The sequence below is a fragment of the Pandoraea terrae genome, from assembly GCF_902459695.1.
Lineage (GTDB): Bacteria > Pseudomonadota > Gammaproteobacteria > Burkholderiales > Burkholderiaceae > Pandoraea > Pandoraea terrae.
Map to the genome: position 1 here is coordinate 77,188 of NZ_CABPRZ010000025.1, position 13,708 is coordinate 90,895.

Below are 13,708 nucleotides of genomic sequence, written 5' to 3' on the forward strand. Positions count from 1 at the left end.
GGTGTGATAAGGCAGGCCAGCGGGCGAAAATGAGCGCGGCGGACCAACACAATACTCGCGAAACTGTTGGCGTGGCCCCGACGATTGATGACCTCAGGCCTGCCATGTCTTTCCGGAAACCCTTGTCGATACGCGGGGTGGGGTGGTTGGCACGGTTGATGCGTGGTACATGGCAAGGAAGCCGTCATGACGGCGACTCACCAACACAGCAGAGGCAAGCCATGAGCCACCAAGACCAACGAGCGCATGACCGCCAGGCCTGTCCGGCAGCGGCAGCCGACGATTTCCCGCTGGGTGCGCATCTCGTTACCGAACGGCATGGCTACGAACACCACGGCATCTACGTCGGCGAAGGCAAGGTGATCCACTATGCCGGCTTCGCACATTCCTTGCACCCGGCCCCGGTCGAGGAAAGTTCCCTCGAACGCTTCGCCGCCGGTCATGGCATCAGCGTCAAGCGGGCTCCCTGCGCCAAGTACGTTGGCATGGAAGCCGTGCGCCGTGCACGCTCCCGCCTTGGCGAAAATGAATACCGCCTGCTGACCAACAATTGCGAACACTTCTGCTCATGGTGCCTGTTCGGTGAAAGCCGTAGCGAACAAGTGGAAGCATGCCTGAGCCATCCGCGCATCGCTGTACACGCGGTTATCAACATGCTGAAGACCTTTCTCGAAACAGAATGGAAAGGCCGGCAACCGGGTCTGCGCATCGCGTGACCGTGGCGTCCCTCGCCGGGACACGAAGGAGCTGACATGTCATGCCTGATCGATTGGGAAAGCCGCAGGGTGTTATGCGGGCGAGTGCGCTTGCGGGGATGCGGGGCCGGTATGGCGACGCGCGGGCGTGGGAGTGAGCATGGGCGGCATGGCCGTCCGCGCCGGGCAAAGTGCCGGCCGGCGCGATCGGCACGCCATTTGCAGGCCGCCCAACCAAGGCAAGTCGGCCGGGGCGATGGATATTGCTGCGGGGATTGACCTTGGGCAGATTCTCGGTGCTCACGTCAGCCACGCTGGATCGCGCAGCGCCTCGGTGACGTGCCGCACGGCCGTGGCACAGGCCGGATTGTCGTTCTGTGTCCGCCATGCGAGCAACAGGTCCGCCGTCACTTCATCCACGCCGATCAGTGGTTTGAACACGACGTCCGCGAAGCGCACGCGCTCGGCTGAGCGCGGCACGAGCGCGACACCCAATCCCGCGCCGACGAGTGCGAGGATCGAATGGGTTTGCGTAATGTGCTGTGTTTCCGCGACGGTCACGCCCATTGCCTGAAGCAGCCCGGTAATCAAGCCGTGGAAATACACGCCTTCGACGGGTGGATACGTGATGAAGTTTTCGCCCGCGAGATCCTGTAGCGCGATCGCCTCGCGCCCGGCTAAAGGATGCGCGTCAGGCAATACCGCGCACAGCGGCTCACGATAAACCCGCATCGACGCGACGCCCGGCTGAATGATCGGCGGGCGCGACAGACCCATGTCAATCTGTTCGTCGCGCAATGCAAGCAGTTGCTGGGGCGAACTCATCTCTCGCAGTGTCAGCGATACCTCGGGCATCGCCTTGCGCAGCAGCGCGACGAATCGCGGCAGAAACACATAGCTCGAAGCAGCCGTGAATGCGACCGTCAGCGAGCCTGTATCGCCGGCGGCAATGCGTTGAGCGTCGAGCACCGCATCGCCCGTTTGCGCGAGGATGCGGCGTGCCGAGCGCGCGAATGCCGCACCTGCGGGCGTCAGACGTATTGCGCGAGCACGACGGTCGAAAAGCGCCGCGCCAACCGCGTGCTCGAGCGCCTGAATCTGCCGCGTGAGCGGCGGCTGCGTCATGTTCAGGCGCTCTGCGGCGCGCCGGTAGTTCATTTCCCCGACGACGGCGAGAAAGCAGCGAAGCTGGGCAAGCGTGACCATTGATGCAGTATAAGTATCAACTGATGCGCATACAAGCCTTTCAGGTATCGGTTGCGGGCGATACGCTAGTTCCGACCGTCACAGCCTTCGCGCGTGACATTGACGCCTTCGACTCACGGGCCGCGCTGCCGGCCTGACCTGGAGACCCTGTTTCAATGAACCTGACTGAACTTCCCGTCACCATCCGACGCCCGCATCAAGCGCTTGCGACCTTCGCGACACGCCTTTTCACTGCCGCGGGCATGGATGCCGACAAGGCCGCATGCGTCGCGGACCTGCTGGTGCTGACCGACATGATGGGCCGCCCGACGCACGGCCTCGCGCAATGCCCCGCGTACCTCGACGAACTGGTCAACGGCCGCATGACGGCTAGCGGCTCGCCCGAAACGGTGCGCGATACCGGCGCCACCGTCGTCTGGGACGGTGGCTATCTACCGGGATTGTGGCTGATGGAGCAGGCGTTGACGCTCGGCTTCGAACGTCTGCCCGAGCACGGCGTGTTCACATTTTCGATGCGCCGCAGCCATCACATCGGTTGTCTCGCGGCGCTCGCGAAGCAGGCCACCGACCGAGGCTATTACGCGTTGATCGCGTCGTCCGGTCCGCATACCAAAGTGGTCGCGCCGTTTGGCGGCAAGGAAGGGCTCTTTAGTCCCAATCCGTTTGCATTCGCTTTCCCGACCACCGGCTTCCCGGTGCTGGTCGATACCTGCGCATCGCTCACGACGGTATCGATGACGCGCCAGCGAGCCGCAGCCGGCGTGCCATTCGATCATGCGTGGCTGCTCGACGCCGACGGCCGGCCGACGCGCGAGCCTGCAGTGATGGAGCGCAGCGATGACCGCGGCAGTCTGATGCTGCTCGGTGGCGAGGAGGCGGGACACAAGGGCTTCGGTCTTGCTCTGATGGTCGAAGCGCTCACGCAGGGCCTTTCGGGCTTTGGCCGCCGAGACGCCCCGACGCGCTGGGGCGCGAACGTTTACCTGCAACTGATGGATCCCGCAGCGTTCGCCGGCACTGCGGAATCGATCGCGCAGATGGACTTTCTCGCGCAGCGCTGCCACGCGAACTCGCCCGTCGATCCCGCGCGTCCCGTGCGCCTGCCCGGCGAACAGGCGACGCGCAACATCGAGCAGCACCTGCGCGACGGTATTGCGCTCTCGCCCCCGACGGTCGCCGCGTTGCACAACTGGGCGCAGCGCCTGAACGTGGACGACGTCGCGCTGCCCTGACACGGCAGCTGCGCGGCTTCGCAGCGACGCATCACCAGGCAAACAATTGCACAGACAATCCGGAGACAAACGATGGAAAACGATCTGGCGGCCGACGCCATGCCGCCGCGTAATCTCGCGCTCGCGCATCGCCGCACCAACGCGCGCTGGTTCATGCTGGGGCTGGTTTTCATCGGCACCATCATCAACTATCTGGACCGCACCAACATGTCGGTCGTCGCGCCGCTCATCTCCAAGGAATTCGCGGTCAGCCCGGTCGCGATGGGCGTGCTCTTCTCGGCGTTTTCCTGGGCGTTTGCAATCGCGACGCTGCCGGGTGGCTATCTGCTCGACCGCTTCGGCACGAAGGTGACGTACGGCCTATGCCTTGCCGCATGGTCGCTGATGACGACGCTGCAAACGTTCGCGGGCGGCTTCGCGTCGCTGTTCGGATTGCGCTTTGGCGTCGGCGCGGCGGAAGCGCCCGCTTTCCCTGCCAACAACAAGCTGGCGACCGCGTGGTTTCCGCAGCGTGAGCGCGGTGTCGCCGGAAGCGTGTGCTCGATGGGCGTGTACGTCGGCACGGCATTTCTGACGCCTGTCGAGTTCTACATCGCGTCGAACTACGGGTGGCGCGGCGTGTTCATGGTTTCCGGGCTGATGGGCCTCGTCTGGGCGGCCGTATGGTTTGCCGCTTACCGCGAGCCCGCGCAAAGCCGGTTTGCGAACGACGCTGAACTCGACTATATCCGCGACGGCGGCGGTATCGTCGAGCACCCCGGTAAGGCCGGGCGCTTCCGTTGGGATCATTGCTGGCAACTGTTGCGCTTTCGCCAGATCTGGGGTGTGTGCATCGGCAAGCTCGCCGCGACGACTACGCTGTATTTCTTTCTGACCTGGTTTCCGACCTATCTGATGCAGGCGCGCGGCATGAGCATGTTGCATGCGGGGACGGCGGCCATTGGTCCGTACCTGTCGGCGGCGGCTGGCGTCATGTTCGGCGGCTGGTGGGGTGACTGGATGATCCGGCGCGGCATCTGCGTCAGCACGGCGCGCAAGACGCCGATGGTGGTCGGGCTGCTGTTGACAGGATCGATCGTGCTGGCCAACTTTACGAGCTCAAACGCCATCGTGATCGCCGTCCTGTGCGTGGCGTTCTTCGCGCAGGGCATGTCGTCGACGACATGGGTCGTCGTTTCGGAGATTGCGCCGCGTGACCTGGTCGGCATGACAGGCAGCATTGCGAGCTTCGCGAGCAACCTTGCCGGCATCATCACGCCGATCACGATCGGCTTCATCGTGCAGAAGACAGGTTCATTCGAATGGGCACTTGGCTTCTGCGCAATCGTCGCCTTGGTGGGCGTGCTGTCTTACACGATAGTGCTCGGTCGGATCGAACGTCTGAAAATTGAGTGACATCAATATGACAACTTGTCGCGCGGTCCCGCAATGCCGAAATGCGTTGCAAGCGTATCGACGACGTTTTCCGCCATGCTCCGGCGCGTTTCCTCGGTTGCCGAACCGATATGGGGTGTCAGGACCACTCTGCGGTCCCGGATCAGCGCTTGCGGAACCGCCGGTTCATGCTCGAAAACATCGAGAGCTGCACCTGCGATTCTGTTCGCGGCAAACGCAGCAATCAGTGCCGTTTCATCCACCACGGGACCGCGTGAAATGTTCACGATAAAGCCGCGAGGACCGAGCGCATCGATCACAGCTGCATTCACCAAATGATGTGTGGCAGGAGAAAGCGGGCATGTCAGGATCAGCATGTCGCAATCGTGCGCGAGCCGCACCACATTGTCGTAATAGGGGATATCGACGGGTTTGCGGGTAGGGCCGAAATAGGCGACCTTCGAGCCGAAGGCGTGCAGGCGCTTCGCGATGGCCGAGCCGATTGTGCCAAGACCGACAATCCCGACGTTCATGCGTGAGATTGAACGGCCCAGCGGATACTGTCCCTGTTCAGGCCAGACGCCGGAGCGGACAAAGGCGTCCGCGTACACGAAGTCGCGGGTTACCGCGAGTGCTAGTCCGACAGCGGCGTTTGCCACGTCTTCGGCAAGAATGTGAGAGGTATTCTCGATCCTGATGCCGCGCGCCTTTGCGGCCTCTACATCCAGGTTATCAAGGCCAGCGCTGTAGCTTGAAATGATCTCAAGCGAAGGAACGGCATCGAGGAATGCTGCGTCGATCTTCGTTTTGCGTAATGCAATGCCACGAATGGCCGGACCGTGCTCTTTGAGAAACGAGGTAGCGGCCGCCGGGTTCCTGGGGAGGTCAAGAACGGTGAAAAGCGCTTTGAGCTCTGCATTTGTCCATTCCGGCAAATCTGCCGCATTCAGGACGATCGGCTTGACCGTATCCGCTGTTTGCATGTTTTGGTTTCCATAAATGAGTGCCCGGACTCTGCATTTGGACGCCGGGCTTGCTGCAGATGAGTGATGTCAAATCGATTGGCGCATGGGCCGAAGCCTGTCTTCGCAAGGGCGCGTCAGCGCATTTCGACGCGCTCGATCTTGCCCATGAACAGCAGGTAGATCACGGCAGCGACCAGGCAGTGCGCGGCGACAAAATAAAGGCCGACGGTATAACGGCCCGTTGTCTGGACAATGTACCCGAAGACGATCGGGGTCACGATGCCGCCGATATTGCCCACACAATTGAAGATTGCGCCAGCAAGACCAACGGCCTCGCGCGGCGCCGTATCGCTGACGATGGCCCAGGTGCCGGCACCCGAAGCGGCCCCTTTGCCGAAGAACGCCACCGTCATCAGAAGCACGATCACGGTGTTGCTTTCAGTGAAAGCTGAGAGAACGAGGCTGCAGCCCACTGCCATGCCGACGATATACGGCGTTTTCCGTGCCCAGGAAACGCTCCAGCCGCGTCGAATAAGCATGTCCGAGATGGCACCGCCAGCAATTCCACCAAGAAAGCCGGAAATGGCCGGAACCATGGTCGCAAAGCCGGCCTCCATGACGTTCATGCCACGCGCCTGAACAAGGTATATCGGGAACCAGGTGATGAAGAAGTAGCTCAACGCGATGGTGCAATACTGGCCGACATAGGCGCACCAAAGCATCCGGTTTCCGAGCAGCATGCGCACCACTGCCCACGACACGGTCGGGCGCGCGAGCAATTCGTGGCTGGCGTCAATGTCGACCATCGCGCCGCCAGCGACGATGTGGTCGAGTTCGCCTTTCGATACACGGGGATGGTTGCGCGGCTCGTACATGACCACTGCCCACAGGCCAGCCGCTGCGATGCCGATCAGGCCGAGTGCAAAGAACGGTGCGGGCCAGCCGAACTTCGCCACGAGCCAGCCTGCGAAAGGAGAGAAGATCGCTACCGCGAAATATGAGGCCGATGCGAAAAGTGACGTGGCAAGACCGCGCTCGTCCTTCGGAAACCACATGACCACGACGCGGCCGTTGGCAGGGAAACTCGGGGCTTCAATCAGGCCAAGCGCGAAGCGCAGGGAGAAGAGCAGACCGAGCGCAACGGAAACGTCGGAGGTGAACTTGCCGATAAAGCCGACCAGAATGGTCGCGATCGACCACAGGACAAGCGTCGCACCGTACATCGTTTTGGTGCCGAAGCGGTCGAGCAGAAGGCCGCCAGGAATTTGGCCGATCACATATGCCCAACTGAAAGCCGAAAGAATATAGCCCAGCTGAACGTGGTTCAGGCCAAATTCCTTCGAAATGCCGGGCCCTGCGATCGACAGGATGGCGCGATCGGCATAGGCAACCGTGGCCAGCAGCAGGATCGCCGTGAGGATTGTGAAGCGCGTGTGGGTCACTCGATCCGATTTGGTCGATATATACTGGGTCGTTCCGTCTGGTGCCATCGATGTCTCCTCGCAAATGTCCCTGAACTCATCGCAAGAACTGGATCCCGGCTGCCGTTGCGAGAAGCCGCGACGGATGAAGTGCGAATGACATGCGACTCGCGAAAATGCTTCCGTCAACACGCCCGGCCCGGTTCTTTGTTGGGTGGTTTTTGTTTTGCATTAGACCCATGCCATCAATGACCGTCAATCTTGATTGAGACAATCAACGTGAAGAACTGGATGACCCAGGAGGAGGCGTGTGAGGCCCTGGGTGTGCGCAAGCAGACGCTGTACGCCTATGTCAGCCGTGGCCAGATTGAAGTGTGCTGGGATCCTGCGCATTCCAGCCGGAAGCTCTATCGCGGTTCGGATATTTCGGTGCTCCTGAAGAAGCGCAATCTGGGGCGGGCACGAAAGAATATTGCGGCGAGCACGATGGCGTGGGGCGAGCCGATTATCAACACGCGAATTTCCACAATCGTTCGGGGACGGCTGTATTACCGGGGTAGGGACGCAGTCCGGCTTGCCGCCACGGCAACGCTGGAGGAGGCCGCGAAGCTTCTTTGGGATTCAGCGGAACTGCCTCGCTTTCCAGCATTCGAGCCGGTTTCGATTCGCGGGCCGATCAGGGCGCGCGCCTATGCGGCAATGGGTATCGCTGCGGCCGTCGGAGCTTCGGGCCGTGCGCCCGTCCATGCCAACAGCATGTGCAATGTGGCCGCGGAACTGGTCGGTCGCCTTGCCAGCAGTTTTGTCGAGCTTCATTCAGACGAAGGCCCGCTGCATTTGCGTATCGCCCGGGCCTGGAACGCTGAGCGACACGCGGAACTTCTCCGCCGCGTATTGGTGCTGCTTGCCGATCAGGAGCTGACCAGTTCGGCCTTTGCCGCGCGCGTCACGGCTTCTACGGGGGCGTCCCTCGGAGCATGCGTGCTGGCAGGTCTCGCAGCCTTTTCCGGCCCGTTGCACGGCGATGCAATTGTGCGGGTGGAAGCACTCCTCGATGATGCACAACGGTTGGGAACCGAGCTTGCCGTACGGCACTGGATGTCTGGCACCAAGTCGTTGCCCGGTTTCGGACATGAGCTATATCCACAGGGTGATCCACGGGCGGCTGACCTTCTGTCAGCGTTTCGGGCGTCTGAAGGGACCCGCGCGCTGATCGACTGCGTCGACAGGCTCACTGGCATGAAGCCAACCATCGATGTGGCGCTTGCCGCGCTAGTGGAGTACTGTCAGTTGCCCGAGGGGGCGGCGTTTGCGCTGTTCGCCATCGCACGAAGTGTTGGCTGGATGGCGCATTCGATCGAACAGATCATGAGTGGCAGTCTTTTGCGCCCCCGCGCCCACTACGTGGGGCCGGAGATTGCCGGGGCCGAAAACCTTTAAGTCGCGTCATGCTACGATTTCCCCACATCGTTGGAGGTCGGTATGGTCACGGATCAGGATTGGCTGGCTGATGTCGTTGGCGACGAGTTCCCCGAGGGCGCGATATTCACACCCGGGGACGGTCCTCAACTGACGGTCGTGTGGTGGGACGGTCAGACCCAGTGGGACGGCACGCCCATGTCGAAGATACTGATCGACCTCGATCCCGAACTGCGGGCGCAATGGGAACGGGGCGACAAGCCGCGGCGCGCGAACATCGAGGACGTGATGCAGGGCGTCGTGGACAATCGGCTCGACGAATACGAAGACCATGCTGCGTCTGACGGGCCGTTCGTGATTCGGCTGGAGCACCAGCCGTAACGGGCGTGCTACGATTCCTCAAAGCGACAGGAGGCGGACATGGCTGAGCACACGCTTTATGACGTCAATGGCTATCTGTTTTGGGTGACGGCGATACAGCTTCCCAATGGCAAATGGGAGGGCTATGCCTTCTTCGAGCGAAAGGCGCATCACGCGAATGCAGAAGTTCCAGGCGTCAGGTATCGACTTCTTAGTGAGTTCGACACGTGGGACGAGGCGGTGGCTGCAGTCCAGGCCCACGCCGAGGAGCTTGCCCGAAACGATGAGGTCAATTTTTAACATCTCGCTTCAGTCAATGACGCGGTCGGCGTGTTTCAGCACCTCGGCCGGGATGGTCAATCCGAGTTCGCGAGCAGTCTTGAGGTTGATCACGAATTCGCGGCGCGAGATGACTTCAAATGGCACGTCCGCAGGTTTGGCGCCCTTGAGTATCCGGTCAACATAGATCGGCATGCGCGGATACGTATCAGTGAAAGTTGTGCCGTAGGCCATCAGACCTCCCGCGTCCGACGCTCCGCCCCAATACATTGTCGGTATGCGATGCGCCGCTGCCAATTCTGCAATGCGTTTGCGATTGCGGAATGGGGCGGGAACTTCCAGTACAAGCAGCACTTCGGCGCGCTCGGCGACCATGGCGTTGAAAGCCGTGTCGAAATCAGGTGTCGGGCCGTGCACTTTCAGCACTTGGGGCGCGATGCCAACGGCTCGTGCCGCGGTCACGTTTGCGCGTTCGATCGGCGCTAATCCGCTGGCGTCGGCACCGGGGATGTCTGAATCGCTGAGGATCGCGACACGGGCGAGTTTCGGAAACAGCGCCTTTAGTATGCCAAGTTGCCTACTGGCAAGTTCAGGGTCGTTGTTGGTAATACCGGTGACGTTTCCCCCCGGCCGCTCCAGCGTGGCCGCGACGCCGATCGCCACTGGATCGGCAACCAAGGCCGCCACGATCGGGATCGTCGTGCTTGCCTTTCGTGCTGCGATAGTTGCCGGGCCGCCGTAGGTGGCAATGACATCGACGCCCTTATTGACCAATTCCGCAGCAAATCCAGGCAGCCGATCCAGTTGCCCTTCGGCAAAACGAGCTTCGAAGACAACGTTGGTGCCCTCGACATATCCGAGCCGCGCAAGCTCCTTTCGAAGTGTTTCGAAGGCCACATCGGGTTTCCCGTTGAAAAGAGCGCCAACCCGGTAAACTTTGCTCGTCTGCTGTGCCCCCGCAGTGCGGCAGGTCAAGAGGAGTACGAAGGCGGCAATGGCCGCGAGAATAAATTTCGTGAGGTTCACGGCCCGTTTCCTCGCAATTTCGATGGACGAGCACCATTGCGCCTATCGATGGTTAACGCACTGCCGAATTCCAGTCAAGCATTTCGTGCGGCCTGAAAATACTTTAGTACACGCGATGATCACGTATCGGGAAATTTCTACTTCTGACCGGTACTAATTCGGGTGTAGGGGCACTTTGTTGGGACGCCACCCCGGCGACCTGCATGGGTGCCCGATCTACGGGAAAATACTTGGCCGCAAGCCAATATTTTGCAATACTAATGCAAGTCGGATTGAAAATTCCCCTGCCGGCGTAATTCGTCTCGCCTGTTCTATGTACGGGCGAGATACGTATCGCATATACTGCTAAGCTTAAAATATAAAAAAACGGGGTTTCGGGTGCCGCCCAACCAGTTCCACTTTATATCTGGCTTGCCCAGGTCGGGGTCAACGCTTTTGTCCGCGCTACTGCTGCAGAATCCCCGCTTTCATGCAGGGATGACCAGCCCGGTGGGGACGCTATTCAATGCTGTCCTGGCGCAATGCAGCGCCGGCAGCGAGTTCGGGCCCGTGATCGACCAGGACCAGCGCCGTCGGCTGCTGCGTGGCCTGTTCGACAACTACTATGCGGACAAAGCCGGCAAGGGCGTGGTGTTCGACACCAATCGCAACTGGTGCGCCCGCATGCCTGCTCTCCATGATCTGTTTCCCAGTGCCAAGGTGATCGCCTGCGTGCGCAATGTCGCCTGGGTCATGGACAGCCTTGAACGCTTGTATCGCGCCAATCCGTATGAGAACACCAAGCTGTTTTCCGACGACGCCGAGCGCAGCACCGTCTATAGCCGGGTCGATACCCTGGCGCAGCGCAATCGCCTGGTTGGCTTTGCGTGGGCTGCGCTCAAGGAAGCGTATTACGGTGAGAATGCCGGTTCCCTGTTGCTGGTCGACTACGATTTGCTCAGCCAGGCGCCCGACAAGGTAATGCGCCTGGTCTACGACTTTATCGACGAGCCCTGGTTCGAGCACGATTTCAATAACGTGCAGTACGACGCGCCGGAGTTCGACCAGGCCCTGGGCGTCTCCGGCTTACATCAAGTGAAATCCAAAGTGACCTGGCAAGCACGGCGCAGCATCCTGCCGCCGGACCTGTTCGAGCAATACGCCGCGTTGTCGTTCTGGGCGGACGGCAGCAAGAGCGCGGCCAATGTCATTCGCGCAAAACTCGACTAGCTCGGTCAGATCGATTGGCGCGACAACGCAGGGCCGGCGGCTCGCCGGACGATTCGGAAAGCCGAATAGTGGATTCCAGCCCGCCGTGCGCTCCCTGAGCAGTGCACGGTGCGGATGCGCGAGGAGAGCAATATGTGGTGGACCCGGAAGCAGAAGGTAGACGACGCAGTTGCAATGCCCGCCCGGCCCGCAAAGCCGGCAAGCCCGCTGTCGTCGTCGCTGATCATGGCGCTGGAGCCACGCATCATGTTCGACGGCGCCGCAGTTGCCACGGCCGCAGCGACCCACCCGGCAGCCGATAACCACAGTGCGCCGGCGGATGGCCACGCACCTGACAGCCAGCCGGCGGATAGTCATGTGGCGCCCGCCGCCGCGCCAGCGTCTGCCCAGTCAGCGGATACAGCCAGTCATGCTCCCGCGCCCGCCGAAGCCGGCGCGCCGGCCCCGGCGCCATCCGGTCACAACGTGCTGTTCGTGGATAGCCGGGTGGAGGACAGCGCCAGCTTGCTGGCCGGCGTCGCGCCCGGTACGGAAATCGTCTACCTCAACCGCAACGCGGACGGCTTGGCCCAGATGGCCGACTACCTGTCCGCCCACCCCGGCGCCAAGTCCGTCCAGATCATTGCGCACGGCGAGGCTGGCGACCTGTGGCTTGGCAATACCTATCTGTCAGGCGACAACGTCGGCAACTACGCCAGCAGCCTGGCCAGGATCGGTAGCGGCATCCAGAGCGGTGGCGACATCCTGATCTATGCCTGCAGTACCGCGCAAGGCGCGGCCGGTCTGTCGTTCATCGACTCGCTGGCGGCGCTGACGGGCCACGATATTGCCGCCTCGGACAACCGCACCGGCGCGGGCGGCGACTGGACCCTGGAAATCACCACCGGCCAGATCGAAGCCACCTCGGTACTGTCGACCAGCGCGGAAACCGCTTACGCGCACGACCTGTCCCTGATTACCGTGACGAACTCCGGAGATTCCGGTGCCGGCACTTTGCGCAACGCGATCGCCTCGGCGCTAGCGGGTGACACCATCACCTTCAGCACCAGCATGACGATCAACCTGTCGACCATCACGTCGGGCAATTCGCTGCTGGTCATCAGCAAGAACCTCACCATCGATGGCGATATCAATCACGACGGCATCGCCGACGTCACGCTCGATGGGCACTACAAAGGCCGTGTGCTGGAAATCACCTCTGGCTCGACCGTCGGGCTGGAGGGGCTGGTGATTGAACATGGCCTGGTTTCGGGCAAGGGCGGGGCCGCCGGGGTAGATGCAACCGCCGCGCAAGGTGGCGGCATCTACAACGCCGGGACGCTGACGCTGACCGATGTCACCGTCACGGCCAATGCGGCTGCCGGTGGCGGCGGTGGCGGTGGTGTTACCGCCCCCTATGTTGGCGGCGCTGTTGGCGGCGGTGGCGGCGGCGGTGGCGGCATGTCCGGCACTGGCGGTGGAGCGGGGGGCTCGTCTGGCTTCGGAACAGGTGTCTATGCCGGTACGTCGGGCAATGCCGGCGTTGGCGGCAACGGAGGTGCTTACACCCCGAACTACATGGGAGGTCGTGGCGGCTCTGCCAACGGCGGTGCAGGGGGCATCGGCGCTGCAAACTATTCGAGCGGCGGCAACGGGGGGACTGCCAACAATGGCACCATCTCGATTGGCGGCGGCGGTGGCGGCAGTGGCTGGGATCGCCCCGGGCGCGCCGGTGGCGGTGCGGCGGGCGGCATCTTCAACGCGACTGGCGCAACCCTCAATGTGGCTGGCAACTCGATCATCAGCAACAACCTGGGCGCAGGCGGTGGCGGCGGCGGCGGGGGCGGATTGGGAGGCAGCAACTCAAACGGCGGTGCGGGTGGCCTGGGCGTGGGTGCCATCTGGAACCAGGGCACTGTGCACATCACGGCTTCGGCCTATGCGGCGATAGCCGGCAACGCAGGCGCAAGCGGGGCAGGTGGCCCGGCACTCGGCGGAGGGACTACCGGTATCAGCCCAACGGCCGTTGGCAAGATATACAACGACACCGGCGGTATCCTCGACAAGACCTACAACCCGGACGCCGCCCCCGTTGCTACCACTAGCGGCGGCACGACCCCGTTCACCGAAGGCAACAACGTCGCCAGCACGCCGGTGGTGGTCGATAGCGGCGTCACGTTCAGCGATTCGGACAACACCACGCTCGCCAGCGGCAAGGTGGCGATCAGCGGCAACTTCCAGAGTGGCGAGGACGTGCTGGCGTTCACCAACGACGGCGCCACCATGGGTAACATCACGGCGAGCTACAACAGCACGACCGGGGTGCTGAGCCTGACCTCGTCCGGCGCGAGCGCGACGATAGCCCAATGGCAAGCCGCGCTGCGCTCGGTCACCTACACCGACAGCTCGGACGCGCCGAACACCAGCAACCGCACCATCAGCTTCACCGTGAATGACGGCACGTCCGATAGCAATGCCGCGACCAAGACGGTCAGCGTCACCGCGGTCGATGACTCGCCCATCGCGACGTCCAGCGGCGGCAC

The 13,708-nt window shown here is 62.1% G+C and carries 12 protein-coding genes; 8 read left to right on the forward strand and 4 right to left on the reverse strand.

The window, feature by feature from the left end; all coding sequences use genetic code 11:
• Positions 1-221: 221 nt before the first annotated feature.
• Positions 222-716 (forward strand): lecithin retinol acyltransferase family protein, encoded by a 495-nt coding sequence (locus PTE30175_RS22580; protein ID WP_150699317.1) that lies wholly within the window; start codon positions 222-224, stop codon positions 714-716.
• Positions 717-995: 279 nt separating this feature from the next.
• Here the strand turns inward: PTE30175_RS22580 and PTE30175_RS22585 are convergent, their stop codons facing one another.
• Positions 996-1,901 (reverse strand): LysR family transcriptional regulator, encoded by a 906-nt coding sequence (locus PTE30175_RS22585; protein WP_150699318.1) that lies wholly within the window; start codon positions 1,899-1,901, stop codon positions 996-998.
• Positions 1,902-2,056: 155 nt separating this feature from the next.
• Between PTE30175_RS22585 and PTE30175_RS22590 the strand changes: the two genes are divergently transcribed.
• Positions 2,057-3,133: an Ldh family oxidoreductase gene (locus tag PTE30175_RS22590; protein ID WP_150699319.1), complete on the forward strand. Its 1,077-nt coding sequence runs from the start codon at positions 2,057-2,059 to the stop codon at positions 3,131-3,133.
• 72 nt (positions 3,134-3,205) lie between these two features.
• A complete protein-coding gene (locus PTE30175_RS22595; protein ID WP_224788930.1) occupies positions 3,206-4,528 on the forward strand; it encodes an MFS transporter in 1,323 nt (440 codons plus the stop codon).
• A 2-nt stretch (positions 4,529-4,530) separates the two neighbouring features.
• Here the strand turns inward: PTE30175_RS22595 and PTE30175_RS22600 are convergent, their stop codons facing one another.
• Together PTE30175_RS22600 and PTE30175_RS22605 are read right to left on the reverse strand one after the other, a co-directional pair.
• Positions 4,531-5,490 carry a 2-hydroxyacid dehydrogenase gene (locus PTE30175_RS22600; RefSeq protein WP_150699320.1) on the reverse strand — a complete coding sequence of 320 codons (960 nt, stop codon included), beginning with the start codon at positions 5,488-5,490 and terminating at the stop codon, positions 4,531-4,533.
• A 116-nt stretch (positions 5,491-5,606) separates the two neighbouring features.
• On the reverse strand, positions 5,607-6,962 hold the full coding sequence (locus PTE30175_RS22605) for an MFS transporter (protein WP_150699321.1): 1,356 nt from the start codon (positions 6,960-6,962) through the stop codon (positions 5,607-5,609).
• Positions 6,963-7,184: 222 nt separating this feature from the next.
• Between PTE30175_RS22605 and PTE30175_RS22610 the strand changes: the two genes are divergently transcribed.
• The 3 genes from PTE30175_RS22610 to PTE30175_RS22620 are packed head-to-tail and all read left to right on the forward strand — an operon-like array spanning position 7,185 to position 8,972.
• Complete coding sequence (locus tag PTE30175_RS22610) at positions 7,185-8,333, forward strand: citrate synthase family protein (protein WP_150699331.1); 1,149 nt, start codon at positions 7,185-7,187, stop codon at positions 8,331-8,333.
• Positions 8,334-8,375: 42 nt separating this feature from the next.
• On the forward strand, positions 8,376-8,693 hold the full coding sequence (locus tag PTE30175_RS22615) for a hypothetical protein (protein WP_150699322.1): 318 nt from the start codon (positions 8,376-8,378) through the stop codon (positions 8,691-8,693).
• Positions 8,694-8,732: 39 nt separating this feature from the next.
• Positions 8,733-8,972: a hypothetical protein gene (locus tag PTE30175_RS22620; RefSeq protein ID WP_150699323.1), complete on the forward strand. Its 240-nt coding sequence runs from the start codon at positions 8,733-8,735 to the stop codon at positions 8,970-8,972.
• Positions 8,973-8,981: 9 nt separating this feature from the next.
• Here PTE30175_RS22620 and PTE30175_RS22625 read toward each other — a convergent pair whose 3' ends face one another.
• Complete coding sequence (locus PTE30175_RS22625; protein ID WP_224788931.1) at positions 8,982-9,977, reverse strand: ABC transporter substrate-binding protein; 996 nt, start codon at positions 9,975-9,977, stop codon at positions 8,982-8,984.
• 435 nt (positions 9,978-10,412) lie between these two features.
• Between PTE30175_RS22625 and PTE30175_RS22630 the strand changes: the two genes are divergently transcribed.
• Together PTE30175_RS22630 and PTE30175_RS29005 are read left to right on the forward strand one after the other, a co-directional pair.
• Positions 10,413-11,186 carry a sulfotransferase gene (locus tag PTE30175_RS22630; protein ID WP_420819668.1) on the forward strand — a complete coding sequence of 258 codons (774 nt, stop codon included), beginning with the start codon at positions 10,413-10,415 and terminating at the stop codon, positions 11,184-11,186.
• Between the two features lie 132 nt (positions 11,187-11,318).
• Positions 11,319-13,708, forward strand: a 2,390-nt coding sequence (locus tag PTE30175_RS29005; protein WP_150699326.1) for a DUF4347 domain-containing protein, incomplete at its 3' end; no start/stop codon positions are given.

Bases quoted from the DNA above. Each gene is read 5' to 3' on its own strand.
- PTE30175_RS22580 (WP_150699317.1), top strand. From the start codon at position 222: ATGAGCCACCAAGACCAACGAGCGCATGACCGCCAGGCCTGTCCGGCA.
- PTE30175_RS22585 (WP_150699318.1), bottom strand. From the start codon at position 1,901: ATGGTCACGCTTGCCCAGCTTCGCTGCTTTCTCGCCGTCGTCGGGGAA.
- PTE30175_RS22590 (WP_150699319.1), top strand. From the start codon at position 2,057: ATGAACCTGACTGAACTTCCCGTCACCATCCGACGCCCGCATCAAGCG.
- PTE30175_RS22595 (WP_224788930.1), top strand. From the start codon at position 3,206: ATGGAAAACGATCTGGCGGCCGACGCCATGCCGCCGCGTAATCTCGCG.
- PTE30175_RS22600 (WP_150699320.1), bottom strand. From the start codon at position 5,490: ATGCAAACAGCGGATACGGTCAAGCCGATCGTCCTGAATGCGGCAGAT.
- PTE30175_RS22605 (WP_150699321.1), bottom strand. From the start codon at position 6,962: ATGGCACCAGACGGAACGACCCAGTATATATCGACCAAATCGGATCGA.
- PTE30175_RS22610 (WP_150699331.1), top strand. From the start codon at position 7,185: ATGACCCAGGAGGAGGCGTGTGAGGCCCTGGGTGTGCGCAAGCAGACG.
- PTE30175_RS22615 (WP_150699322.1), top strand. From the start codon at position 8,376: ATGGTCACGGATCAGGATTGGCTGGCTGATGTCGTTGGCGACGAGTTC.
- PTE30175_RS22620 (WP_150699323.1), top strand. From the start codon at position 8,733: ATGGCTGAGCACACGCTTTATGACGTCAATGGCTATCTGTTTTGGGTG.